We start from the raw sequence: 22,095 nt of genomic DNA on the forward strand, positions 1-22,095 counted from the left end.
GATTGAGCCTCGACTCTTCCAATGAGCCCGCGATCGAGCTTGTCGGCATCGACAAGCGGTTCGGCGCGGTGCATGCAAACAAGAACATCAATCTGACGGTTGCCAAGGGCTCGATCCACGGCATCATCGGGGAAAACGGTGCCGGAAAATCGACGCTGATGTCGATCCTCTACGGTTTCTATCATGCCGACCAGGGTGAAATCCGCATTTCGGGCAAGCCGATCACCATACGCGACAGCCAGGCAGCAATCGCCGCCGGCATCGGCATGGTGCACCAGCATTTCATGCTGGTCGAGAACTTCACGGTCCTGGAAAATGTCATGCTCGGCGCCGAAGGCGGCCAGTTGCTTCGCAAGGGCGTTGCGAGTACCCGCCAGGAGCTGAAGCGCCTGGAGGACGACTACGGCCTGGAGGTCGATCCGGACGCGGTCATCGAGGAACTGCCGGTCGGCAGCCAGCAGCGCGTCGAAATCCTGAAGGCGCTTTATCGCGGCGCCGAGATTCTCATTCTCGACGAACCGACGGGCGTGCTCACCCCGGCTGAGGCGGACCACCTTTTCAAGGTGCTGCGGGTGCTGCGCGACCAGGGCAAGACGATCATTCTGATCACCCACAAGCTGCGGGAGATCATGGCGATCACCGACACGGTTTCCGTCATGCGCCGGGGCGAAATGGTTGCGACCCGCAAGACGGCCGGGACGACGGTGGAAGAACTCGCCGAGCTGATGGTCGGCCGCCGGGTGCTGTTGCGGGTCGAAAAGGGCGAGGCCAAGCCCGGCAAGGTCCTGCTCTCCGTCACGAACCTGACGGTCAAGGATAGCCGCGGCGTTACCATGGTGGACGATGTCTCTCTGGAGGTTCGCGCTGGCGAGATCGTCGGCATTGCGGGTGTTGCCGGCAACGGCCAGTCGGAGCTTCTGGAGGCGATTGCCGGTATCCGCAAACCGGCCTCCGGCGAGATCTTCCTCGATGGCAAACCGGTTGCCGGCGTCGGTCCGGCCGAATTGCGCAGTCTCGGCCTTGCCCACATCCCGGAAGACCGTCACCACATGGGCCTTGTGCTGAAATTCGAGGAATACGAGAACTCGATCCTTGGCTATCACCGCGACCAGCGTTACGGGCGTGGTGCGTTGCTGGACCTCGATGCCATCCGCAAGGATGCGGAGGAGAAGATCGCCAAATACGATATCCGTCCGCCGAACCCGCGATTGAGGACGGCGAATTTCTCCGGCGGCAACCAGCAGAAGATCGTCGTCGCGCGCGAGATCGAGCGCGATCCGAACGTCCTGATCATCGGTCAGCCGACCCGCGGCGTCGATATCGGTGCGATCGAATTCATCCACAAGCGCATCATCGAGATGCGCGATGCCGGCAAAGCGGTGCTCCTGGTTTCGGTCGAGCTCGATGAGATACGCTCTCTCTCCGACCGCATCCTGGTGATGTTTGCCGGCAAGGTCGTCGGCGAAAAGTCGGGCGAGGCGGGTGAGCAGACGCTGGGCCTGATGATGGCTGGGATCGCCGCATGACCTTTGAAGGATCGATCTGTTTGAACCATGAGATGCTGAGCGCCGTGACGGCAGCCGGAAAAGTGCGGGAGGAGGTATGAGCACCGCATCCGTACCGCTTCCTGCCTGGATCAATTACGGCGTCATCCCGCTCCTCAATCTTGTCCTTGCCTTCTTCTTCTCCGGACTGGTCGTCTGGGCGATCGGCGAAAATCCTTTTGAGGCGCTGCAGCTTCTGTTGATCGGCGCGCTTGGCCGCGGGGAGGGCATAGGCTTTACCCTGTTCTACACGACGAGCTTCATCTTCACCGGTCTGTCCGTAGCGGTCGCCATCCATGCGGGTCTGTTCAACATCGGTTCGGAAGGGCAGGCCTATCTCGGTGGTCTGGGGGCGGCCCTGGTGGCGCTCTCGCTAGACCATTACGTCCCCTGGTACGTCACCATGCCGTTTGCGGTGATCGGAGCGGCATTGTTCGGCGCGGCTTGCGCCGCCGTTCCCGCCTGGCTTCAGGCCAAGCGGGGCAGCCATATCGTCATCACCACGATCATGTTCAATTTCATCGTCTCGTCGCTGATGAATTACGTGCTGGTGCGCGTGCTGATCGTGCCGGGCAAGATGGCGCCTGAAACCCGCACCTTTCTGCCCGGCGGGCAACTCCCCAAGCTCGACTGGCTGATCTCCATGTTCGGCGGCAAGCTGGGGGCGGCACCGCTCAACTTTTCCTTCCTGATCGCGCTCGTCATGTGTTTCCTGGTCTGGGTGCTGATCTGGCGCACCAGGCTGGGCTACGAGATGCGCACGCTCGGCATCAGCCCGAGTGCTGCGAGCTACGCCGGCATCCCCTATGCGAAGATCGTCATGATCACCATGCTGATTTCCGGTGGCCTGGCCGGCATGATGGCGCTCAATCCGGTCATGGGCGCGTCCGCCCGCCTGCAGATCGAATTCGTCGGTGGCGCCGGCTTCGTCGGCATCGCCGTGTCGCTCATGGGCCGAAACCATCCCGTCGGCATCATCTTGTCGGCGCTGCTTTTCGGCATTCTCTATCAGGGTGGCGCGGAACTCTCGTTCGACATGCCGAAAGTCACCCGTGATATGATCGTCGTCATCCAGGGCATGGTGATCCTGTTCGCCGGTGCATTGGAATATATGCTCCGCCCGGCCATCGTCCGGTTCTACCAGCAGGCCGTAGGCGGCAAATAGGCGGGAACGAGGCTCATGGATTATTTCGATATTCTCATCAGTATTCTCGGCTCGGCGATCCGCCTGTCGGTCCCGCTGCTGTTCACCGCGCTTGCCGGACTGTTTTCCGAACGCGCCGGCATCTTCGATATCGGGCTGGAAGGCAAGATGCTGGCGTCCGCCTTCGCATCCGCCTGCGTGGCCTACTGGACCGGCAATGCTTGGCTCGGCCTCCTTGCGGGCATCGGCATATCGATCGTCTTTTCGCTCGTGCACGGCTTTGCCTCGATCACCAATCGCGGCAATCAGATCGTCTCCGGCGTGGCATTGAACTTCGTGGCGGCCGGCCTGACGATCGTGCTGGGCCAGGCCTGGTTCAACCAGGGAGGACGAACGGGGCAGGTGCCGCCGGAAGGTCGCTTCTCCTCCATCGTCCTGCCCGGTGCGGATGCCATGCGTGAGGTGCCGATCATCGGGCCGCTTTATGCCAACGTCATTTCCGGCAATAATATCCTGACCTATATCGCCTTCCTGATGGTGCCGGTTTCCTGGTGGGTGCTTTATCGCACGCGCTTCGGTCTTAGGCTGCGGGCCGTTGGCGAAAATCCGGGCGCGGTGGATACGGCCGGCATTTCCGTGAGCTGGCTCAGGTATCGCGCGCTGATCGTGGCGGGCTTCCTCTGCGGCTTCTCGGGGACCTATCTGGCGATTGCCCAATCGGCCGCCTTCATCAACAACATGTCGGCGGGCAAGGGCTATATTGCGCTAGCCGCGCTGATCTTCGCCAAGTGGAAGCCGGTGCCGGTCATGCTGGCCTGCCTGCTTTTCGGTTTCCTGGATGCTTTCGCCAACTTCATGCAGGGAAAATCGGTGCCGCTGGTCGGCGAAGTGCCGGTTCAGATTTTCCAGGCGCTGCCCTATATTCTGACTTGCGTGCTGCTGGCGGGCTTCATTGGCATCGCCCGTCCGCCCAAGGCGGGCGGCGTGCCCTATACGAAGGAGCGTTGATCGATGTCTCATGAGCTTTTCGAAGCCGCTCGCGAGGCGATGACCAAGGCCTATGCGCCCTATTCGAAATTCCCGGTGGGCGTGGCGATCCGGGCCGACGATGGAAAGGTCTATCTCGGCGCCAATATCGAGAACCTTTCCTTTCCCCAGGGGTGGTGCGCCGAGCCGACCGCGATCGGTGCGATGATCATGGGTGGAGCTAAGAAGATCGAGGAACTCGCCGTGATCGCTGAAAAGCTGCCGCTCTGCACGCCATGCGGCGGCTGCCGGCAGAAGATTTCGGAATTCGCGGCGGCCGATACCCGTATCTATCTTTGCGACGATGCCGGCGTTCAGAAGACGGTCACCATGGCCGAGCTTCTGCCCTACGCCTTCGAAACGGATGTGATCGGATGAGAGAGGTTGTCGACCTGCTCGTGGATCGCCTTGGTGGCCTCATGCCGCGCCATGCGATCGTGCTTGGCTCCGGCCTGGGTTCGCTGGTCGATGAGGTGAAGGGGCAGGTCCGCATTCCTTACGGAATGCTGGAAGGCTTTCCGGTCAGCGGTGTCACCGGTCACGCGGGCGAACTGGTCGCCGGCCGCCTGGGCGGCACGCCGGTCATCATGCTTTCGGGCCGGGCCCATTATTATGAACATGGCGACGCGAAGGCGATGCGCTTTCCGATCGAGGTCTTGAAAGGGCTCGGCGTCCGGTCGCTGATCCTCACGAACTCGGCGGGATCGCTCCGCGAAGACATGCCGCCCGGTTCGGTCATGCAGATCACCGACCACATCAACTATTCCGGCATGAATCCGTTGATTGGAGAGAAGGGCGACCGCCGTTTCGTCGGGATGACCAGTGCCTATGACGCGGGCCTTGCTCTGGACATGCGCAATGCGGCCATTCGCTGCGGTATTCCCCTGTTTTCCGGCGTCTATATGTGGTTCTCCGGCCCGAGTTTCGAAACGCCGGCGGAGATCCGCATGGCGCGAATCCTGGGTGCCGATGCGGTCGGCATGTCGACGGTGCCGGAAGTCATTCTCGCGCGCTATTTCGGGCTAAAGGTTGCGGCGGCTTCGGTCATCACCAATTTCGGTGCGGGCATGACCGGCGCGGAATTGAGCCACGAGGAGACCAAGGACATGGCGCCCGTCGGCGGGCAGCGATTGGCCGCGATCCTGAAAGAAATCTTGGCTTGATTACACGATGGATTTCAAACGGATACGCTCGGTGTGGCGATCTGCCCTCAGGCTGCGGGTTGCATCTAATCGTTTGAACGATAAATATACCGGCTGATTTAAGCCGGGGAGGCACACGAAATGGAACTCCTGAGCCCACGCGAGGTGGCAGCCTTCGCGCTCTCACTTCTCGACCTGACGAACCTGCGCGACGATTGCGACAATGCCGCGATCGAGAAACTGTGCCTGCGCGCCGAGACGCCCTACGGCCATACCGCGGCCATCTGCATCTGGCCGCGTTTCGTTGCGCATGCGCGCGCCATCCTGGGGCCTGAGCATGCGGTCCGCATCGCCACCGTGGTGAATTTCCCATCGGGCGACCTGGCCGTCGCGAATGTCGTGGAGGAAACGAAGAAGGCGATCGAGGACGGTGCCGACGAAATCGACATGGTCATCCCCTATCGCAAGTTTCTGGCCGGCGACGAGGCTGCCGTGACGGAGATGGTCGAGGCTGTGCGCGCCGCATGCCCGAATGCCTGCCTGAAGGTGATCCTCGAGACGGGGGAACTGAAGGACAGCGGCTTCATCCGCCGCGCTTCCGAGCTCGCAATCGCCGCCGGCGCGGATTTCATCAAGACCTCGACAGGCAAGGTCGCCGTCAATGCGACGCTTGAAGCGGCCGACATCATGCTGCAGGCGATCCGGGATTCCAAAAGGCGCGTCGGCTTCAAGCCCGCGGGTGGCATCGGCAGCGTTGCGGATGCCGATCTCTATCTGCGCCTTGCCGAAACCATCATGGGTCCGAACTGGATCATGCCGTCGACATTCCGTTTCGGGGCATCCGGCCTGCTCGACGATATCCTGGGCCTCCTGAGCGGCAGCACCGCCATTCGCGCGTCGGGCGGCTACTGAAGAGAAGATCATGATCCCGCAGGAAATCATCCGCCGCAAACGCGACGGGCAGATTCTTTCCGCTGAAGAGATCGGAGCCTTCATCGCAGGCCTGACGAAGGAGGAAATCACCGAGGGTCAGGCGGCGGCCTTCGCCATGGCTGTCTTCTTTCGGGGTATGTCCCGTAATGAGACAGTGGCGCTGACGCTCGCGATGCGTGATTCCGGCACGGTTCTGGATTGGCGCGGCCTCGATCGTCCCGTGGCGGACAAGCATTCGACAGGCGGCGTCGGTGACAACGTTTCCTTGATGCTGGCGCCGATCGTCGCGGCCTGCGGCCTTGCGGTCCCGATGATTTCTGGCCGTGGGCTGGGGCACACGGGCGGCACGCTCGACAAGCTGCAGTCGATCCCCGGTTATGATGTCATGCCGGAAGAGGCTCTCTTCCGGAAGGTCGTCGATGAGATTGGCTGTGCCATAATAGGACAGACCGCCGAGCTTGCGCCCGCCGACCGGCGTCTCTATGCGATCCGCGACGTCACCGCGACGGTGGAGTCCGTGCCGCTGATCACCGCTTCCATCCTGTCGAAGAAGCTTGCCGCGGGTCTTGGCAGTCTGGTGCTCGACGTCAAGGTCGGCAACGGCGCCTTCATGGAAAGTCTGGAGGAAGCCGAGACACTCGCCCGCTCTCTGGTCGAGGTGGCGAATGGTGCAGGTGTCAGGACCGCCGCATTGCTGACCAACATGAATGAACCGCTTGCCGATGCGGCCGGTAACACGCTCGAGGTCATCAACTGCCTCGATTTTCTGGCTGGACTGAAGTCTGGCACGCGGCTGGAAACGGTTGTCATCGCGGAAGCCGCCGAAATGCTGGTTCTGGCCGGCATTGCCGACGATCGGCCGGAAGCGGAGGAGAATGCCCGACAGGTTCTGGCATCCGGCGAGGCGATGGAGCGTTTCGCCCGCATGGTGCATGCGCTGGGCGGGCCATCTGATTTTTGCGAGCGCCCTGATGCCTATCTTGAGCGTGCACCGGTGCGGCTGCGCGTTGAGGCGCCGCAGGACGGATATCTTACGGCTTGCGAGACCCGTGCTCTCGGTCTGGCCGTGGTCGAACTCGGCGGCGGACGCAGGCGCGCGGCGGATGCGATCGATCATCGTGTCGGCATCAGCGAACTTCTGCCTTTAGGCACACGGGTTTCAAAAGGCGAGCCGATCGCCATGGTGCATGCGAAAACCCGGGAGGATGCGGAGCGGATCGCGAAGGACGTGGCTCGTTTCTACACGATCGCCGACACGCCGCCTGAACCATCGCCGGTCGTCATCGAGCGCATCGGCTGATCATTGGGTGAGCTTCAGGATTCCGCGTTCCACCTGGAAGGCTTTCAGCCTCTTGAGAAAGCTCATTCCGACCAGCGTGCCCGAGAGTGCCTCGTCGCGCAGCACGAAGGCATCGACGTCCTCCACCCGCACGCTGCCGATCTCGATCCGGTCGAGCACGACATGCGCGGCTTCCGTGCCGCCGTTGGCGGTATTGGCGGTATGGCGGAAATCCAGGCTGTTCACGCCGAAGCCGAGCCTTCTCGCCGTGCTTTCGTTGATCGCCACCAGGGAAGCGCCGGTATCCACCAGACCGTCGATGGATTTGCCGTTGATGCGGAACATGCCGATGAAATGGCCACGCCCGTCGGCCTTCAGGGAGACGCTGCCCGGCGCGATCGCTACGGGCTCGGGCCTCGCCGGCACCTCGACTGCCGGGGCCTCCTGCGGCTGGCCGTCGAACTTGATCATCGCGGGAATCTGGGTGGCGATGAGCGTTACGATGGCTGCGAAAATGACTGTGCGCAGAAGCATGACCGTCCCCTCGGCATGAATCGGTATCGTCTTCCGATAGCGCGAAATCCATAAGAAAACGGCCCATGGAGCTTCCACGGACCGTTCATTTCAAAGTTTGGTAAGGAAACTCTGAAGTCTACTTTGTGCCATACATGCGGTCACCGGCGTCGCCGAGGCCGGGCACGATATAACCCTTCTCGTTGAGATGGCTGTCGATCGCAGCGGTATAAATCTTGACGTCCGGATGGGCGCCCTGGAAATTCTTGATGCCTTCCGGAGCGGCTAGCAGGCAGAGGAAGCGGATGTTGTGAGCGCCGCGCTCCTTCAGCTTGTCCACCGCCGCGATCGAGGAATTGCCGGTCGCCAGCATCGGATCGACCACGATGATGAGCCGTTCGGCAATGTCTTCCGGCGCCTTGAAGTAATATTCGACCGGCTGCAGCGTTTCGTGGTCGCGATAGACGCCGATATGCGAGACGCGTGCCGAAGGCACAAGTTCGAGCATGCCCTCCAGAAGGCCGTTGCCGGCGCGCAGGATGGAGGCGAAGACGAGTTTCTTGCCTTCGACGACTGGCGCCTGCATTTCGGTAAGCGGCGTCTCGATCGTCTCCATGGTCAGTTCGAGGTCGCGGGTCACTTCATAGCAGAGCAGCATGGAAATCTCGCGCAGCAGCCGTCGGAAGCCGGCCGTCGAGGTTTCTTTCTTGCGCATGATCGTCAGCTTGTGCTGCACCAGCGGATGATCGATAACAGTGACGCCGTCCATGAGCTTCCCCTTATTCCTGCCTGTTCCTTCTTTTGAGGAAAAAGCCACGTTCCGCAAGCCGTCAGGCGCGTTTTGCAGCCTCGTCCCCAGCCTGTGCGTCGAAACGCGCCAGCAACCTGCAGCGCGTATCCTCGTCGACGAAGGCGGCATCGAGCGCCGTGCGTGTCATGGTATCGATCTCCTGATCCGAAAATCCCATGATTTTCGAGGCAATCTCGTATTCGTGGGCCAGTGACGTACCGAAGAAGGGTGGATCGTCGGAATTGAGGCAGACACGCACGCCGGCGACCTTGAGCCGCCTCAGCGGATGACTGTCGAAGTCCGGGAAGACGTTCAGAGCGATGTTGGAGCCCGGGCAGATCTCCAGCACGATGCCGAGATCGGCAAGACGCGCCACCAGCACCGGGTCTTCGATCGCACGCACGCCATGCCCGATCCGCGAAGGTTTTACGAGATCGAGTGCATCGGAGACACTGAAGGCACCGCAGACTTCTCCGGCATGGATCGTCAGCCCGAGTCCCGCATCGCGGGCGATGTCGAAAGCGCGCGCATAGTCGGCGACTCGGCCCATGCGCTCTTCGCCGGCCATGTTGAAGCCCGTCACCAGCGGGTTCTTTGCCCGTGCGGCATATTCTGCGGCGGCGATTACCCGGTCCGGACCGAAGTGCCGTTCGCCGGTGACGATGATGCGCGCCTCGATACCGGTCTTTTCACGCGCGGCATGGATACCGTCCGAGATGCCGGCAAGGTAGGCGTCGGCCCCGAGCCCGATCCGGTCGCCATGGTCCGGCGAGACGATGATCTCGCTATAGATCGCATTGGCGTCGGCAAGCTCCGTCAGGTAGGTCTCGGTCAGCAGTGCATAGTCGTCGGCCGTCTTGAAGAGGGCAGCGACTGCGTCATAACAGATGAGGAATTCGGCAAAGTCCGACCAGACATAGGCGCCGTTGCGCAAAATGTGGCTCGTATCGACGCCGTATTTTTTGGCCTGCGCTGCGGCAAGTGCCGGCGGCGCCGCGCCTTCGATGTGGCAATGGATTTCGGCCTTGAGAAGGTGCGCAGTCAAAGGAAGCTCCGTCCGTGCGGTCCCGGCGGGATGGAGAGGTGGGCGGCGATCGTCTCCGCGATATCCGCATAGGTCGACCTCAGCCCGATGGAACGGGAGCGTATTCCGGGGCCGAATGCCATGATCGGCACCCGTTCGCGGGTATGGTCGGTTCCGCGCCAGGTCGGATCGCAGCCGTGGTCGGCGGTGAGGATCACCAGATCGCCGGGCTTCAGCCGTCGGTGAATGTCCGGCAATGCGCGATCGAAGGCTTCGAGCGCCGCCGCATAGCCGGGAACGTCGCGGCGATGGCCGTAAAGCATGTCGAAATCGACGAAATTGGTGAAGACGAGATCGCCGACGGCTGCCTCGTCCATCGCGGAAAGCGTCGCGTCCATCAGGGCCGCATTGCCGTTTGCCTTGATCACGCGCGATACGCCTTGATGGGCAAAGATATCGCCGATCTTGCCGATGGCGTGTACCGATCGTCCCTCCTGGATCAATCGGTCGAGGAGTGTCGGTTCGGGCGGGGGAACGGAAAAGTCGCGGCGGTTGCCGGTGCGCTCGAAGGTTTCCGTCGTTTCGCCGACGAAGGGGCGCGCGATCACCCGGCCGATGTTGAGCGGGTCGAGCAACTCGCGCACCACCTGGCAGAGCTTGATGAGCCGGTCGAGGCCGAAATGGGTCTCGTGGGCGGCGATCTGGAACACGGAGTCGCTTGAGGTATAGCAGATCGGTTTTCCGGTGCGGATATGTTCCTCTCCCAGGCGTGCGATGATCTCCGTGCCTGAAGCATGGCAATTGCCGAGAATGCCCGGAATATTGCCTTCCCGGCAGATCGCCTCGATCAGTTCGGGCGGAAACGCATCGCCCTCGCCCGGGAAATAACCCCAGTCGAACATCACTGGAGTTCCGGCGATCTCCCAATGCCCGGATGGCGTATCCTTGCCGCGGGAAACCTCGTTTGCCGCGCCATAGAGGCCGAAAACGCGCTCGGGCATCGGCATGCCGTCCGGATAGTTGCCGCTGGCAAGCTTGGCGATTTCGAGAAGTCCGAGCGAAGACATGTTCGGCAGGTGCAGCGGACCTTCCCGAAGGCCGGCCCGGTTGCCGGCGCCAGCGGCACAGAATTCCGCGATATGCCCGAGTGTGTTGGAACCCAGATCGCCGTAGTCTTCCGCATCGCGGGCGCCGCCCACGCCGAAGGAGTCGAGAACGAACAGGAAGGCACGTGCCATTGGTCACCCGGGTACTGAGATGCAATTCGGCCGGCATTTCTCAACCGGCATGAACTGGGACTCATATAACCGCAGACGTGGCTTGGCAAAGGGGATGGTGTTTCCCGGTCACCCGCAATCGGTACAGGAAATGCTGTCTCCGAAACGCTGGCGATAGAAAAATTCCTGGCCGATCGGGATTTCCTGCAGGTTTGTCGGCACGAGGCCGGACATGAACATCAGGAGGTCGTGTTTCACCAGAACCTCGGATCGTATCAGGAAGGAGCTGGCAAGGCGCATCTTCTCGGGGACATCGACGGGCGAGCCGACGGCATAGGGTGCGCCCTCGCCGTTCTGCCAGGACCATGCGACGATCGGGTTGCCGTCGGCATCGATTGTGACGCCGGTAATCTTGATGCTCAAATTGTTCGGTGTGTAGGGCACGAAAATGCTTGCAGCCAGATGCGGCATCGTCGCGAGAAAGGCCGTGTTCACGCTCGCCTCGCGGGCCACGAGGTCGGCAATGGTGTCGGCACTGTGCGTCACTCTCTTCGAGACGCTGAATCCGATCGTCAGCTCGAAGGAGGTGATGTAGAGGCTCAAGAGAAGCGGCGCGATAAGCGCGAATTCGACGGCTCCGACGCCGCGCCGGTCGGCAATGAACTGCCTGAGCGCGATGAGGAAGCCCTGTGGCCGCTTCTGCGATTGCGGTTTTTGCCCTTCCATCACGGATAGTCCTCGTTTCGGACGGTGGATGTCTGCACGATCAGGAAATAGTTGTCGCCGCTGGCGGGCTGGACATTGGTTATCAGGGGCCGGATCAGGTCTGTGATGACGTCCCAGCGATAGTAGGCGCGCACCATGTTGATGGTCTTCTGCGCACCCGGCGAATAGGCGAACGCGGATGTATCCAGGTCACCGTCCGGCGTGAGAGGGACAGAGTCCGGCACATCCAAGAAGTCCGTGAAACTGCGGACATCGAGCCATAGCTTGTTCGGAGTGCCGATCTCTGCCTCGCTGCACTTGATCATGATCGACACTTCGTCGCAGAAAGCGCGCCGGAATTCGGTGCTGTTGGTGTTGCCGGCAGTGATGATGCCGGTTCTGATCCTGCGCGCCATCGTGTCGACGGCGTTCCCGACGAGCTGCTCGCCGGTATAGGCGATGAAGGTCTCGATGATCGCGAAAATGATGATGAAGTAGGGGATGGCGAGCAGGGCGAATTCGATCGCCGCCGCACCGTCCCGCGAGCGGAGGATTCGCCGCCACGCTCCCTTGCGCCTGCTCCTCGCCGGCACAGGCGCACCCCCTCTGGTCTCGTCATGATCCTGGCACATGCTTTCCGCCCGACAGCCCTTTTGAGCGTCTGGATCGTACGTGGGGATTGTTGAGATTCCGTTGCCGCGATGGCTGGGAGTTTAACGACCTGTCCCCGATCAGGGCGAGGCGCTGCTGTTGCTGCTGGTGTCGTTCTTGAACTCCGCGTGCTGTTCGCAATTGGGCGTGCAGGACAGGACGGAACGGGCTGTCTGCCGGTAGACGCGCACGGTGTTTCCCTCGTCGATCGAAACGAGGATGCGCTCGTCGGCAATCGCATTGCCTTCCGTATCGAGCAGCACGAGGTTCGTCGTCCCGAAGCTGCGGCCCGTGAGCACGATCGTGGTGGGATCCGCAACCGTGGCGTCGGCGACGTTCGAATTGCCGACGATGACCTTGCTGACCGGCCGGTCGAGCTTCAGCACGCGCGCGTGATTCATGAAGACGCGCAGCAGGCCGCTTTCCTGCTCTTCTTGTGCAGCGGCTTGTCCCGCAACGGCAGAGACCAGGCCGCCAAGGACGGCAAGTCGAAGCATGACGCTACGGAACAGCATGGAAGGCGGCCTTTGGATGCAGTTTATGGTTCGCAAAGAATGGATGCGATTGGTGAATGAAGAGTTAAACGGCACAATTGGGCGACTTTGACATCTTCTTAACTTTCCGAATGGCCATTTGGCCGGGGTAAGTTGTGCCGGTTCCCGGTCGAAAAAAGTTCGTTAAGTCGCTGTAAAACAACTGATATTAGAAGTGACGATAGTCAATTCCCACCGCTCGAATGCCGCCTTTTTTCTTCTTCCTTCATTTACCACGCGAAGGGCAAATCCGCCGTTAACCGGATGGTAACACTGTTCCTTAAGCCGTTGGAAATCGTCGCTGTCTAGATTGTGCCCATCCGAACAACGGAAACAGTTGTCGGGAAGTGCTGAACAACAATCGTCGAGTATAGGAGAGTTCCATGTCCAAGATTTTCGCTCGTTTTTTGAAAGATGAGTCTGGCGCGACTGCCATCGAATATGGTCTGATCGCTGCTCTCATCTCCGTTGCTCTGATCGCCGGTGCTACCTCGCTGGGGGATCAACTTGATACAACCTTCAACGCCATCAAGGATGAGATGAAGACGGCTAATGATAATATGTAATCTAGGTGTGCCTTTCTGGCGTCACTACGGATTCTTCTAAAGCCGCCTTTGGGCGGCTTTCTCACTTCCGCCGATAAGGACGGGTGAGGTCACTCCGGCCGAGCATCGCGGGACGACACAAATATGGCAGCTCTGACTATTGCAGCCTTGGTTCTCACCATCTTCCCCCTGAGTCTGGCGCTCGCCGCAGTCAGCGACCTCTTCACGATGACAATCCCGAACCGGGTATCCGTCGTGCTTCTGGCAAGCTTCCTTATTCTTGCGCCGCTCTCGGGCCTTGCCTGGCCGGACATCGGCATGAGCCTTGTCGCTGGTCTTGCCGTCTTCGGCGGCTGTTTCGCGCTTTTCGCGCTGAATGTCATGGGCGGGGGGGATGCCAAGCTCCTGACTGCCTCGGCCGTCTGGTACGGCTTCAATCATTCGCTTCTGGCCTTCCTGGTGACCGTCGGTTATGTCGGCGGCGCCGTCACGTTGATCTTCCTTCTGCTGCGCGTGCGGGCGAATTCGGTCATGGCGATGGGAATTCCGCTGCCGGCCTCGCTGGTGACGGCGAAGAAAATCCCTTATGGCATTGCTATTGCGATTGCCGGCTTCCTGACTTTTGAACAGGCGCCCATTTATTCGCTGGCCATGAATGCTTTCCAGTAAAGGTTAGTGCGATGGAAAGATCGCGTTAACCAGAATTGTAAGCTTCTCATTAACCATAATTACACCATTGGAGGCCATTCTCCGGAGGAATTAATGTTCCCCCAAGGAATGGCCATGAAGCCAACCCGTATCATCATTCTCGCGGTCGCCGTGGTGGCGGCGGGCCTCGCCGGCCTGCTGGCCGTGCGCCTTGCCGGCAAAAAAGGCTCCGAGCTGGTGGAAACCGTGATCCAGAAGGAGCCGACGGTCAGGGTTCTGGTTTCCGCCGAGAACCTGCCGGTCGGCAGCCGTTTGACCGAGAAGGCGGTCCATTGGCTTTCCTGGCCGAAGAACGGCATTGTCGAAGGCTTCATCACCGACGACAAGCGGCCGGATGCCATCACGGAACTGCAGGGCGTGGTCGTGCGCATGCCGCTGTTCAAGGGCGAGCCCGTCCGCGCCGAAAAGATCGCCGATTCATCGAGCCGCATCATGTCTTCGCTTCTGCCCTCCGGGAAGCGTGCCGTCGCCACCGAAATTTCGGTCGCCACGGGCGCCGGCGGCTTCGTCCTGCCGAATGACCGCGTCGACATCATCATGGTGCGCGAGGGCAGGGAAGGTGGCGGCTACATCACCGAAAACATCCTGAACAATATCCGTGTGCTGGCGATCGACCAGCAGATCCAGGAGAGCGAGGACGGCAAGAAGGCGGTTGTCGGCACGACTGCGACGCTTGAGCTCACGCCGGATCAGGCCAAGGTCATCGCCGTTGCCCAGCAGATGGCGTCGCGGCTGACGCTTGCCCTGCGCTCCGTGGCGGATTCGCAGGAAGCCGATACGGCGGCGGCAGACTATCTGCTGCATGGCGGCGATGGCAAGGCGGATATCCAGGTCATCAAATCGGGCGCGATCGTCGGGAACACGGCGACGGCGGCGGCGCAGGCGAAATGAACGGAGCGGTCACGTGGGAAATCTGAAACGCAGGATTCGCAGCTCGGCAGCGGCGGGCATGGCTTTCTGCCTTGCCTTTTCCGGCGTTCCGGCCGATGTCGCGCCGGTCAGCCTCGCACCGGCTCGGGCTCTTGCGGCAGATGCCAGCATTGTTCGCATAACCGATGGCGGACCCGGAACCCGCAAGCGACTGCAACTCGGCCTCAACAAGGCGCTGGTGGTGGATCTGCCGTCGGACGCTCATGACATTCTCGTCGCCGACCCCTCCATGGCCGATGCAGTGACGCGCACCTCGCGGCGCATCTATCTTTTCGGCAAGGCAGTGGGGCAGACCAATATCTTCGTTTTCGGGTCGCATGGCGAGGAGATCGTCAGCCTGGACGTGGAAATCGAGCGCGACATCTCCGGCCTTCAGCAGAACCTTCGCCGCTTCCTGCCGGATTCCGATATCAAGGTCGAAATCATCTCCGACAACATCGTGCTCTCCGGCACGGTCCGGACGCCGCAGGATTCGGCCCAGGCGGAAAAGCTTGCCTCCGCCTTCCTGAGGGGCGGCGAGGCGACCACCAGAAACATCACCGCCCAGGGTAACTATGGTGATGCGGACATCTTCGCCGAAGACCGGCAGGTCTCGCAGATCGTCAATCTCCTGACGATCGAAGGCGAGGATCAGGTCACGCTGAAGGTCACCGTCGCCGAAGTCAGCCGCCAGGTGCTGAAACAGCTCGGTTTCAACGGGTCGGTATCGGGGCCTGACGGCTCGATCGCCTTCTCCAATCCTTCCAACCTCGGCAATGCGATCAACACCTTCGGGATGGCCTCCCTCGCTGGCACGATCGGCAACACCAGCCTTGCCACCTATATGAACGCCATGGAGCAGGCGGGTGTCATGCGCACGCTTGCCGAGCCGAGCCTGACGGCCATCTCCGGCCAGCAGGCGAAATTTTATGTCGGCGGCGAATTCCGCCTGCCTGCCGAACAGGAGGTCGGCCGCGACGAGGACACCGGCGCGCTGACCGTGACCCGCACGACCAACTCGGTCGATTACGGCATCGAACTCAATTTCAAGCCGGTTGTGCTGTCTCCGGGCCGCATTAGCCTGGTGATCGAGACCAATGTCTCCGAGCCGACCTATGAAGGCTCGGCCGTCACCGGCAATGGCAGCTCGCTTAGCGTTCAGGGCAACACCTATATGTCGATCCGCAAGCGCGAGGCTTCGACCACCGTCGAATTGCCGTCCGGCGGCTCGATTGTGATCGCCGGTCTGGTGCAGGACAATATCCGCCAGGCCATGTCCGGCCTTCCGGGCATCTCCAAGATTCCGGTCTTCGGCACCCTGTTCCGCAGCAAGGATTTCGTCCGCAACGAGACGGAACTCGTCATCATCGCGACGCCCTATCTCGTCCGTCCCGTTGCCCGCAGCGAAATCGCCCGGCCGGATGACAACTTCAACCCGGAAAACGATGCGGCAATGTATTTCCTCAATCGCGTGAACAAGATCTACGGCCGCAAGGAACCCGTCGCGGCGGGCCAGTACCACGGGGCGGTCGGCTTCATCTACAAGTGAGCGGTCATGGCTATTGAAACGAAGAAAATCTCCGCCGAAGGACAGGATGTCATGACCCAGGGCACGGTGAGGTCCCATCGTAGCAGGATTGCCGCCGCCGCCGTGCTTGCGGCATCTGCAATACTCCTCTCGGCTTGTGGCAACAGCCAGCTCACCACAGGCTCGATCCCCGATGATTATCGCACCCGTCATCCGATCGTGCTCGCGGAAGGCGAATATACCCTCGATATCCCCGTGGCTTCCGGCGATGCCCGGCTTTCGACGGGCATGAAGGACACGGTGCGGGGGTTTGCGCAGAGTTTTGCGTCCTCGCCGGCCGGCATAATGCAGATCCAGGTGCCACACGGCTCCTACAATGCAGGAGCGGCCCAGCATCTGGCGGCTGAAATCCGTCGCACGCTGACAGCGGCAGGCGTCCAGCCTCACAAGATCCTGATGAGCAGCTATGCGGCCTCTCCGAATGGCGACGCCGCGCCCATCCGGCTCGCCTATGTGACGACCAAGCCGATGACGAACCAGTGCGGCGAGTGGCCGGCGGATCTGTCGGACAGCACGTTCGGCAACAAGAACTGGTACAATTTCGGCTGCGCCAGCCAGAATAACCTCGCCGCCCAGGTCGCCAATCCCACAGACCTTATCGCGCCGCGCGGCATGACCCCGATCGATGCGACGCAGCGGGCAAAGGTCATCAGCGATTATCGCGGCGAATCGACCAGCAGCACGACACCGTAGGCCAGGAGACCGGAGAAGAAGATGAGTCCGATCAACTACGAGATCCGAACTCCCGGTGAAGACGAACGGTTTGCCGAGGAAGCCGAGCGCCTGGGAGATCTGGACACGCTGCGTCCGCTTCCGCGCATATCGATCCATGCATTCTGCGAAAGCGAGGCCATGCAGCGGATGATGGACCGCATGGCGCGCGATCGCCGTATGGCCAAGGTCAATCTGCGCGTGACGATCGGCGGCACCGACGCCGCGGCCAACATGTTCGCGTCCACCCCGACGCCGAACCTGATCATCCTCGAAACGGAGACCGATCCAAAAAACCTGCTCGATGAACTGACGCCGCTTGCCGAGGTCTGCGATCCCTCGACACGGGTCATCATCGTCGGCCGCTATAACGATATCGCTCTGTACCGCGAGCTTATCCGCAACGGCATCTCCGAATATCTCGTCGGGCCGGTGCAGATGCAGGACATGCTGGCGTCGATCTCTGCGATTTTCGTCGATCCGGAAGCCGAGCCGCTCGGCAGGTCGATCGCCTTCATCGGCGCAAAGGGTGGCGTGGGGTCCTCGACCATTGCCCATAACTGCGCCTTCGGTATTTCGAACCTCTTCTCGACCGAGACCATTCTCGCCGACCTCGACCTGCCTTTCGGCACGGCCAATATCGATTTTGACCAGGACCCGGCCCAGGGTATTGCGGAAGCCGTTTTTGCGCCCGAACGCCTCGACGAGGTCTTCCTCGACCGTCTGCTCACCAAATGCTCCGAGCATCTGTCTCTGTTGGCCGCGCCTTCGCTGCTTGATCGCGCCTACGATTTCGAGCGAGGCGCCTTCACGCCGATCATCGAGCTGCTGCAGCGCAGCGCGCCGGTCGCGGTGCTCGATCTCCCGCATGGCTGGACGGAATGGACGCGCGCCGTCCTGTCCGAAGTGGACGAAGTGGTGATCTGCGCCGTTCCCGATCTCGCCAACCTGCGCAATACCAAGAACATGATCGACGCGCTGAAGAAGCTCCGGCCGAATGATCGCCCGCCGCACCTCATCCTCAATCAGGTCGGCATGCCGAAGCGCCCGGAAATTGCGCCCGTCGACTTCATCGAGCCGTTGGAGATCGAGCCGATCGCCATCCTGCCTTTCGATGTGCAGCTTTTCGGCAACGCCGCCAATAGCGGCCGGATGATTTCCGAGATCGATGCGAAATCGCCAGCCGCCGAAACCTTCTCGCAGATCGCTCATATCGTCACCGGGCGCGTCGCGATGAAGAAGGCGAAAAAGGGCGGCCTCGGCAATATTCTCGGGATGCTGTCCCGCAAGAAGGCATAAGGCATGTTCGGAAAACGCGGAAACGAGGGGTTTGGGAAAAGCGCGGCCGGGCTTGCGCCGCCGCCGGCTGCCACGTCCACTCCGGCCACGCCCGCAATGGCAAGGCCTCTGGCCCCGGAAGTCCTCGCCGAACCCATGCGGGACCCGGCCGTCCAGCGCCAGCCGGTTTCACCGCCGACGCTCGCTCCCCAGGCTCCGGCCCGCAGGAAGCCGGTTCGCACCGAGCTCTATTACGATACGAAGAGCCAGGTTTTTTCGGCGCTGATCGATACGATCGACCTTTCCCAGCTTGCCAAGCTGGATGCCGAGAGTGCGCGCGAGGAAATCCGCGACATCGTCAACGACATCATCACGATCAAGAATTTCGCGATGTCGATTTCCGAGCAGGAGGAACTGCTCGAGGACATCTGCAACGACGTTTTGGGCTACGGTCCGCTGGAGCCGTTGCTCGCCCGTGACGACATCGCCGACATCATGGTGAACGGTGCCGGCCAGACCTTCATCGAAGTCGGCGGCAAGACGATCGAATCCGATATCCGCTTCCGCGACAACGCCCAGCTTCTGTCGATCTGCCAGCGCATCGTCAGCCAGGTGGGCCGTCGTGTCGACGAATCCTCGCCGATCTGCGACGCGCGCCTGCCGGACGGTTCGCGCGTAAACGTCATCGCGCCGCCGCTTGCGATCGACGGCCCGGCGCTCACCATCCGCAAGTTCAAGAAGGACAAGCTGAACCTCGACCAACTCGTCAAGTTCGGGGCGATCACGCCGGAAGGCGCGGTCCTGCTGCAGATCATCGGGCGGGTTCGCTGCAACATCGTCATCTCCGGCGGCACGGGCTCGGGCAAGACGACGCTTCTGAACTGCCTCACCAACTACATCGACAAGGAAGAGCGGGTCATCACCTGCGAGGATACGGCCGAACTTCAGCTGCAGCAGCCGCATGTGGTGCGCCTGGAAACCCGTCCGCCGAACATCGAAGGCGAGGGCGAGATCACCATGCGCGACCTCGTGAAGAATTGCCTGCGCATGCGTCCCGAACGCATCATCGTCGGCGAAGTGCGTGGACCGGAAGTCTTTGATTTGCTGCAGGCGATGAACACCGGCCACGACGGTTCGATGGGCACGATCCACGCCAACACGCCGCGCGAATGTCTGAGCCGCATGGAATCGATGATCGCCATGGGCGGCTATTCGCTGCCGGCCAAGACCGTGCGCGAGATCATCACCGGCTCGATCGACGTTATCATCCAGGCCGCCCGCCTCCGCGACGGTTCGCGCCGCATCACCCAGATTACCGAGGTGATCGGCATGGAAGGCGACGTGATCGTGACCCAGGATCTGATGCGCTACGAGATCGAGGGTGAGGATGCAAATGGCCGGCTGATCGGCCAGCATGTGTCGACGGGCATCGCCAAGCCGCATTTCTGGGATCGCGCCCGCTATTTCAATGAGGAAAAGCGCCTGGCCGCGGCGCTCGACGCGATGGAACGGTCCAAGGACTGAAGGCAGAGGAGAACACGCCATGTTCGGGCTGGATATCACTGTCGTAGCGATCATCGCCCTCGTGGCAATCGCTGCGGCTGCGGTCTGTTACGGCCTCCTGTTCTCCCGCATGGAAGTGGAAAAGAAGGCCGATACGCGGCTGAGCCGGGTCAAGGCCGCCGAGACAGATTTTGCCAAGGCCAATGCCGCCCGCGATCGCGTTCAGGAACTCTCCAAGCGCCGCAAATCCGTGCAGGATTCGCTGAAGGATCTCGAGAAGAAGCAGGAAGAGAAGAACAGGAAGCTGGGCGATGGCAGCTTGAAATCCAGGCTCGCCCAGACAGGTCTGCCGCTGACCGTGGGGCGCTTCTATGTGTTCAGCGCCCTTTTCGGCGTTTTCGTCTTTCTGGTGACCCTGATAGCGGGCCTGCCCATGCTGGCGGCGATCGGCGCGGCTTTCGTCTCGACCGTCGGTCTGCCGCGCTGGGTGATCGGCTACCTGGTCAAGCGTCGCCAGCGGAAATTCCTCGACGAATTCCCGAATGCGCTGGATGTCATGGTGCGCTCGATCAAATCCGGCCTGCCGCTCAACGATGCGCTGCGCCTGATTGCATCTGACGGCCAGGAGCCGGTGAAGGCGGAATTCCGCCGGGTGGTGGAATCCCAGCAGGTGAGTTTGAGCATTCCCGAAGCCTGCACGCGCATGATGTTGACCATGCCGCTGCCGGAGGTGAATTTCTTTTCCATCGTCATCACCATCCAGAGCCAGGCAGGCGGCAACTTGTCCGAAGCGCTTGGCAATCTTTCGAGGGTGCTGCGCGACCGCAAGAAGATGAAGGCCAAGGTCAGCGCCCTTTCCATGGAAGCGAAAGCCTCGGCGGTCATCATCGGCGCGCTGCCCTTCATCGTGGCGCTGCTCGTCTATCTCACGTCGCCCGACTATATCGCGATCCTCTTCACGGATCCGCGCGGCCACCTGATCCTCTTGTTTTCCGGTGTCTGGATGTCGATCGGCATTTTCGTCATGCGCAACATGATCAATTTCGACATCTGAGGAGGGGCCATGAAGGGACTTGCGACCACGCTGACCGATCCGACCCTGCTTCTGGCCGTCCTCGTGGCGGTTGCGGTTTTCGCGACGCTCTACACGCTGGCGAGCCCGTTCCTTGAAAAGGGAAATCTCGAAAAGCGCATGAAGGCCGTTTCCACCGAGCGTGAGCAGATCCGTGCCCGGGAGCGGGCCCGGATGAATGCCGAACAGTCGAAAACGTCGCTGCGTGCACAGAACAACCAATCCGTCCGCCAGATCGTCGAGCGTTTCAACCTGCGCAAGGCGCTGGTCGATGACAACACGGTCAACAAGCTGCGCGCCGCGGGTCTCCGGTCGCAGAATGCCCTCAACATCTTCCTGGTGGCGCGCTTCCTGCTGCCCTTCGTCTTTCTGACGGCAGCGGTGATCTGGATCTTCGTGCTTGGCAATCTTGCCTCACGCCCGTTCCCGATTCGCATGCTGGCGGCGATCGGTTTTGCCTATGTCGGCTTCTACGCACCGAACATCTACGTCACCAACCTCATGAACAAACGCCAGCACTCCATCAAGCGCGCCTGGCCGGATGCGCTCGACCTGATGCTGATCTGCGTCGAATCGGGGATTTCCATGGAAGCGGCCATGCGCCGGGTCGCAGAGGAAATGGCGCAGCAGTCGCCGCCGCTTGCCGAGGAAATGGTGCTGACGATGGCCGAACTCTCCTTCCTGCAGGATCGTCGTATCGCTTTGGAAAATCTTGGGCTGCGTACCCAGCTCGATATCGTCAAGTCTGTCACCCAGGCACTCATTCAGGCGGAACGCTACGGTACGCCGATCGCCCAGGCGCTGCGTGTGCTCGCCCAGGAGGGCCGCGACGAGCGCATGAACGAGGCGGAGAAGAAGGCGGCCGCCCTGCCGCCGAAGCTCACCGTGCCGATGATCCTGTTCTTCCTGCCGGTGCTGATCGCTGTCATTCTCGGTCCTGCCGGCATCCAGGTTGCCGACAAGTTCTGACCCTTTCAGATGGCCGCTATGCCCCTGCATGCCGGTTGCCTGCTCGCCTGAACATGAGCTGAATTCCGGTTTCACAACGCATTCAGGAGCGTTTTGCTAGTGTCCTCAAAGGTCGCGGCAATCCCGGTCCCATCGGCCAGAGCCGTTGAACGCGACATCGAATTCGGAGGAATCACTCATGCTGACAAGGCTTTGCATAAACCTCGTCCTGATCGGCGGCATTGTCACCGTAGTCTCGCGTCTTCTCTGACGGCGGCGCCACGTGAGAGTTGGCAGAAGAGATCGGCAGGACCTGCCAATATGATGGCCTG

The 22,095-nt window shown here is 61.2% G+C and carries 23 protein-coding genes; 16 read left to right on the top strand and 7 right to left on the bottom strand.

Annotated features, from left to right (window positions below; all coding sequences use genetic code 11):
* The first annotated feature begins 2 nt into the window (after positions 1-2).
* From QEO92_RS25960 to deoA, 7 genes are all read left to right on the top strand, one after another.
* Positions 3-1,526 (top strand): ABC transporter ATP-binding protein, encoded by a 1,524-nt coding sequence (locus QEO92_RS25960; protein WP_227704940.1) that lies wholly within the window; start codon positions 3-5, stop codon positions 1,524-1,526.
* 76 nt (positions 1,527-1,602) lie between these two features.
* Positions 1,603-2,709, top strand: a complete 1,107-nt coding sequence (locus QEO92_RS25965) for an ABC transporter permease (protein WP_227704941.1) — start codon at positions 1,603-1,605, stop codon at positions 2,707-2,709.
* A gap of 15 nt (positions 2,710-2,724) precedes the next feature.
* On the top strand, positions 2,725-3,696 hold the full coding sequence (locus QEO92_RS25970) for an ABC transporter permease (protein ID WP_037159611.1): 972 nt from the start codon (positions 2,725-2,727) through the stop codon (positions 3,694-3,696).
* A 3-nt stretch (positions 3,697-3,699) separates the two neighbouring features.
* Positions 3,700-4,092 (top strand): cytidine deaminase, encoded by a 393-nt coding sequence (locus QEO92_RS25975; protein WP_227704942.1) that lies wholly within the window; start codon positions 3,700-3,702, stop codon positions 4,090-4,092.
* Positions 4,089-4,877: a purine-nucleoside phosphorylase gene (locus tag QEO92_RS25980; protein WP_037159606.1), complete on the top strand. Its 789-nt coding sequence runs from the start codon at positions 4,089-4,091 to the stop codon at positions 4,875-4,877. The genes QEO92_RS25975 and QEO92_RS25980 overlap by 4 nt, the downstream gene beginning before the upstream one ends.
* A gap of 120 nt (positions 4,878-4,997) precedes the next feature.
* Positions 4,998-5,768, top strand: coding sequence for a deoxyribose-phosphate aldolase (deoC, locus tag QEO92_RS25985; RefSeq protein ID WP_037159603.1), 771 nt, complete (start codon positions 4,998-5,000; stop codon positions 5,766-5,768).
* A 10-nt stretch (positions 5,769-5,778) separates the two neighbouring features.
* Positions 5,779-7,089, top strand: a complete 1,311-nt coding sequence (gene deoA, locus QEO92_RS25990; RefSeq protein WP_227704943.1) for a thymidine phosphorylase — start codon at positions 5,779-5,781, stop codon at positions 7,087-7,089.
* On the opposite strand, the gene QEO92_RS25995 is transcribed toward deoA, so the two are convergent.
* From QEO92_RS25995 to QEO92_RS26025, 7 genes are all read right to left on the bottom strand, one after another.
* Positions 7,090-7,602, bottom strand: a complete 513-nt coding sequence (locus QEO92_RS25995; protein ID WP_227704944.1) for a TIGR02281 family clan AA aspartic protease — start codon at positions 7,600-7,602, stop codon at positions 7,090-7,092.
* Positions 7,603-7,720: 118 nt separating this feature from the next.
* The gene (gene upp, locus QEO92_RS26000) at positions 7,721-8,350 is read right to left on the bottom strand and encodes a uracil phosphoribosyltransferase (RefSeq protein ID WP_037159594.1); all 630 of its coding nucleotides are present in this window, start codon (positions 8,348-8,350) and stop codon (positions 7,721-7,723) included.
* Between the two features lie 61 nt (positions 8,351-8,411).
* Positions 8,412-9,416 carry an adenosine deaminase gene (locus QEO92_RS26005; RefSeq protein ID WP_227704945.1) on the bottom strand — a complete coding sequence of 335 codons (1,005 nt, stop codon included), beginning with the start codon at positions 9,414-9,416 and terminating at the stop codon, positions 8,412-8,414.
* The gene (locus QEO92_RS26010) at positions 9,413-10,633 is read right to left on the bottom strand and encodes a phosphopentomutase (RefSeq protein WP_227704946.1); all 1,221 of its coding nucleotides are present in this window, start codon (positions 10,631-10,633) and stop codon (positions 9,413-9,415) included. Before QEO92_RS26010 ends, QEO92_RS26005 begins: the two co-directional genes overlap by 4 nt.
* Positions 10,634-10,741: 108 nt before the next feature.
* Positions 10,742-11,338: a TadE/TadG family type IV pilus assembly protein gene (locus QEO92_RS26015; RefSeq protein ID WP_227704947.1), complete on the bottom strand. Its 597-nt coding sequence runs from the start codon at positions 11,336-11,338 to the stop codon at positions 10,742-10,744.
* Positions 11,338-11,949: a TadE/TadG family type IV pilus assembly protein gene (locus tag QEO92_RS26020; RefSeq protein WP_227704948.1), complete on the bottom strand. Its 612-nt coding sequence runs from the start codon at positions 11,947-11,949 to the stop codon at positions 11,338-11,340. The genes QEO92_RS26015 and QEO92_RS26020 overlap by 1 nt, the downstream gene beginning before the upstream one ends.
* Before the next feature lie 99 nt (positions 11,950-12,048).
* Positions 12,049-12,483, bottom strand: coding sequence for a pilus assembly protein N-terminal domain-containing protein (locus QEO92_RS26025; RefSeq protein WP_081953035.1), 435 nt, complete (start codon positions 12,481-12,483; stop codon positions 12,049-12,051).
* A gap of 401 nt (positions 12,484-12,884) precedes the next feature.
* Here QEO92_RS26025 and QEO92_RS26030 point away from each other — a divergent pair, with 401 nt between their 5' ends.
* The 9 genes from QEO92_RS26030 to QEO92_RS26070 all read left to right on the top strand — a co-directional run bounded on the left by QEO92_RS26030 (position 12,885) and on the right by QEO92_RS26070 (position 21,784).
* Positions 12,885-13,067, top strand: a complete 183-nt coding sequence (locus QEO92_RS26030) for a Flp family type IVb pilin (protein WP_227704949.1) — start codon at positions 12,885-12,887, stop codon at positions 13,065-13,067.
* 123 nt (positions 13,068-13,190) lie between these two features.
* The gene (locus tag QEO92_RS26035) at positions 13,191-13,715 is read left to right on the top strand and encodes an A24 family peptidase (RefSeq protein ID WP_227704950.1); all 525 of its coding nucleotides are present in this window, start codon (positions 13,191-13,193) and stop codon (positions 13,713-13,715) included.
* 114 nt (positions 13,716-13,829) lie between these two features.
* Positions 13,830-14,645, top strand: a complete 816-nt coding sequence (cpaB, locus tag QEO92_RS26040) for a Flp pilus assembly protein CpaB (RefSeq protein WP_227704951.1) — start codon at positions 13,830-13,832, stop codon at positions 14,643-14,645.
* Positions 14,646-14,703: 58 nt separating this feature from the next.
* Complete coding sequence (locus QEO92_RS26045) at positions 14,704-16,212, top strand: type II and III secretion system protein family protein (RefSeq protein ID WP_265105900.1); 1,509 nt, start codon at positions 14,704-14,706, stop codon at positions 16,210-16,212.
* A 6-nt stretch (positions 16,213-16,218) separates the two neighbouring features.
* Complete coding sequence (locus QEO92_RS26050; protein ID WP_081953034.1) at positions 16,219-16,944, top strand: CpaD family pilus assembly protein; 726 nt, start codon at positions 16,219-16,221, stop codon at positions 16,942-16,944.
* A gap of 21 nt (positions 16,945-16,965) precedes the next feature.
* On the top strand, positions 16,966-18,261 hold the full coding sequence (locus QEO92_RS26055; protein ID WP_227704952.1) for a CpaE/TadZ family protein: 1,296 nt from the start codon (positions 16,966-16,968) through the stop codon (positions 18,259-18,261).
* 3 nt (positions 18,262-18,264) lie between these two features.
* Complete coding sequence (locus tag QEO92_RS26060; RefSeq protein WP_227704953.1) at positions 18,265-19,764, top strand: TadA family conjugal transfer-associated ATPase; 1,500 nt, start codon at positions 18,265-18,267, stop codon at positions 19,762-19,764.
* Positions 19,765-19,783: 19 nt separating this feature from the next.
* The gene (locus QEO92_RS26065; RefSeq protein ID WP_227704954.1) at positions 19,784-20,797 is read left to right on the top strand and encodes a type II secretion system F family protein; all 1,014 of its coding nucleotides are present in this window, start codon (positions 19,784-19,786) and stop codon (positions 20,795-20,797) included.
* 9 nt (positions 20,798-20,806) lie between these two features.
* Positions 20,807-21,784 (top strand): type II secretion system F family protein, encoded by a 978-nt coding sequence (locus QEO92_RS26070; protein ID WP_227704955.1) that lies wholly within the window; start codon positions 20,807-20,809, stop codon positions 21,782-21,784.
* Positions 21,785-22,095 lie beyond the last annotated feature (311 nt).

The sequence above is a fragment of the Neorhizobium petrolearium genome, assembly GCF_029854435.1.
Classification (GTDB): domain Bacteria; phylum Pseudomonadota; class Alphaproteobacteria; order Rhizobiales; family Rhizobiaceae; genus Neorhizobium; species Neorhizobium petrolearium.

Excerpts from the sequence above, each read along its gene's own strand:
- QEO92_RS25965 (WP_227704941.1), top strand. The coding sequence starts at position 1,603 with ATGAGCACCGCATCCGTACCGCTTCCTGCCTGGATCAATTACGGCGTC.
- QEO92_RS25970 (WP_037159611.1), top strand. The coding sequence starts at position 2,725 with ATGGATTATTTCGATATTCTCATCAGTATTCTCGGCTCGGCGATCCGC.
- QEO92_RS25975 (WP_227704942.1), top strand. The coding sequence starts at position 3,700 with ATGTCTCATGAGCTTTTCGAAGCCGCTCGCGAGGCGATGACCAAGGCC.
- QEO92_RS25980 (WP_037159606.1), top strand. The coding sequence starts at position 4,089 with ATGAGAGAGGTTGTCGACCTGCTCGTGGATCGCCTTGGTGGCCTCATG.
- deoC (WP_037159603.1), top strand. The coding sequence starts at position 4,998 with ATGGAACTCCTGAGCCCACGCGAGGTGGCAGCCTTCGCGCTCTCACTT.
- deoA (WP_227704943.1), top strand. The coding sequence starts at position 5,779 with ATGATCCCGCAGGAAATCATCCGCCGCAAACGCGACGGGCAGATTCTT.
- QEO92_RS25995 (WP_227704944.1), bottom strand. The coding sequence starts at position 7,602 with ATGCTTCTGCGCACAGTCATTTTCGCAGCCATCGTAACGCTCATCGCC.
- upp (WP_037159594.1), bottom strand. The coding sequence starts at position 8,350 with ATGGACGGCGTCACTGTTATCGATCATCCGCTGGTGCAGCACAAGCTG.
- QEO92_RS26010 (WP_227704946.1), bottom strand. The coding sequence starts at position 10,633 with ATGGCACGTGCCTTCCTGTTCGTTCTCGACTCCTTCGGCGTGGGCGGC.
- QEO92_RS26015 (WP_227704947.1), bottom strand. The coding sequence starts at position 11,338 with ATGGAAGGGCAAAAACCGCAATCGCAGAAGCGGCCACAGGGCTTCCTC.
- QEO92_RS26020 (WP_227704948.1), bottom strand. The coding sequence starts at position 11,949 with ATGTGCCAGGATCATGACGAGACCAGAGGGGGTGCGCCTGTGCCGGCG.
- QEO92_RS26025 (WP_081953035.1), bottom strand. The coding sequence starts at position 12,483 with ATGCTGTTCCGTAGCGTCATGCTTCGACTTGCCGTCCTTGGCGGCCTG.
- QEO92_RS26030 (WP_227704949.1), top strand. The coding sequence starts at position 12,885 with ATGTCCAAGATTTTCGCTCGTTTTTTGAAAGATGAGTCTGGCGCGACT.
- QEO92_RS26035 (WP_227704950.1), top strand. The coding sequence starts at position 13,191 with ATGGCAGCTCTGACTATTGCAGCCTTGGTTCTCACCATCTTCCCCCTG.
- cpaB (WP_227704951.1), top strand. The coding sequence starts at position 13,830 with ATGAAGCCAACCCGTATCATCATTCTCGCGGTCGCCGTGGTGGCGGCG.
- QEO92_RS26045 (WP_265105900.1), top strand. The coding sequence starts at position 14,704 with ATGGCTTTCTGCCTTGCCTTTTCCGGCGTTCCGGCCGATGTCGCGCCG.
- QEO92_RS26050 (WP_081953034.1), top strand. The coding sequence starts at position 16,219 with ATGGCTATTGAAACGAAGAAAATCTCCGCCGAAGGACAGGATGTCATG.
- QEO92_RS26055 (WP_227704952.1), top strand. The coding sequence starts at position 16,966 with ATGAGTCCGATCAACTACGAGATCCGAACTCCCGGTGAAGACGAACGG.
- QEO92_RS26060 (WP_227704953.1), top strand. The coding sequence starts at position 18,265 with ATGTTCGGAAAACGCGGAAACGAGGGGTTTGGGAAAAGCGCGGCCGGG.
- QEO92_RS26065 (WP_227704954.1), top strand. The coding sequence starts at position 19,784 with ATGTTCGGGCTGGATATCACTGTCGTAGCGATCATCGCCCTCGTGGCA.
- QEO92_RS26070 (WP_227704955.1), top strand. The coding sequence starts at position 20,807 with ATGAAGGGACTTGCGACCACGCTGACCGATCCGACCCTGCTTCTGGCC.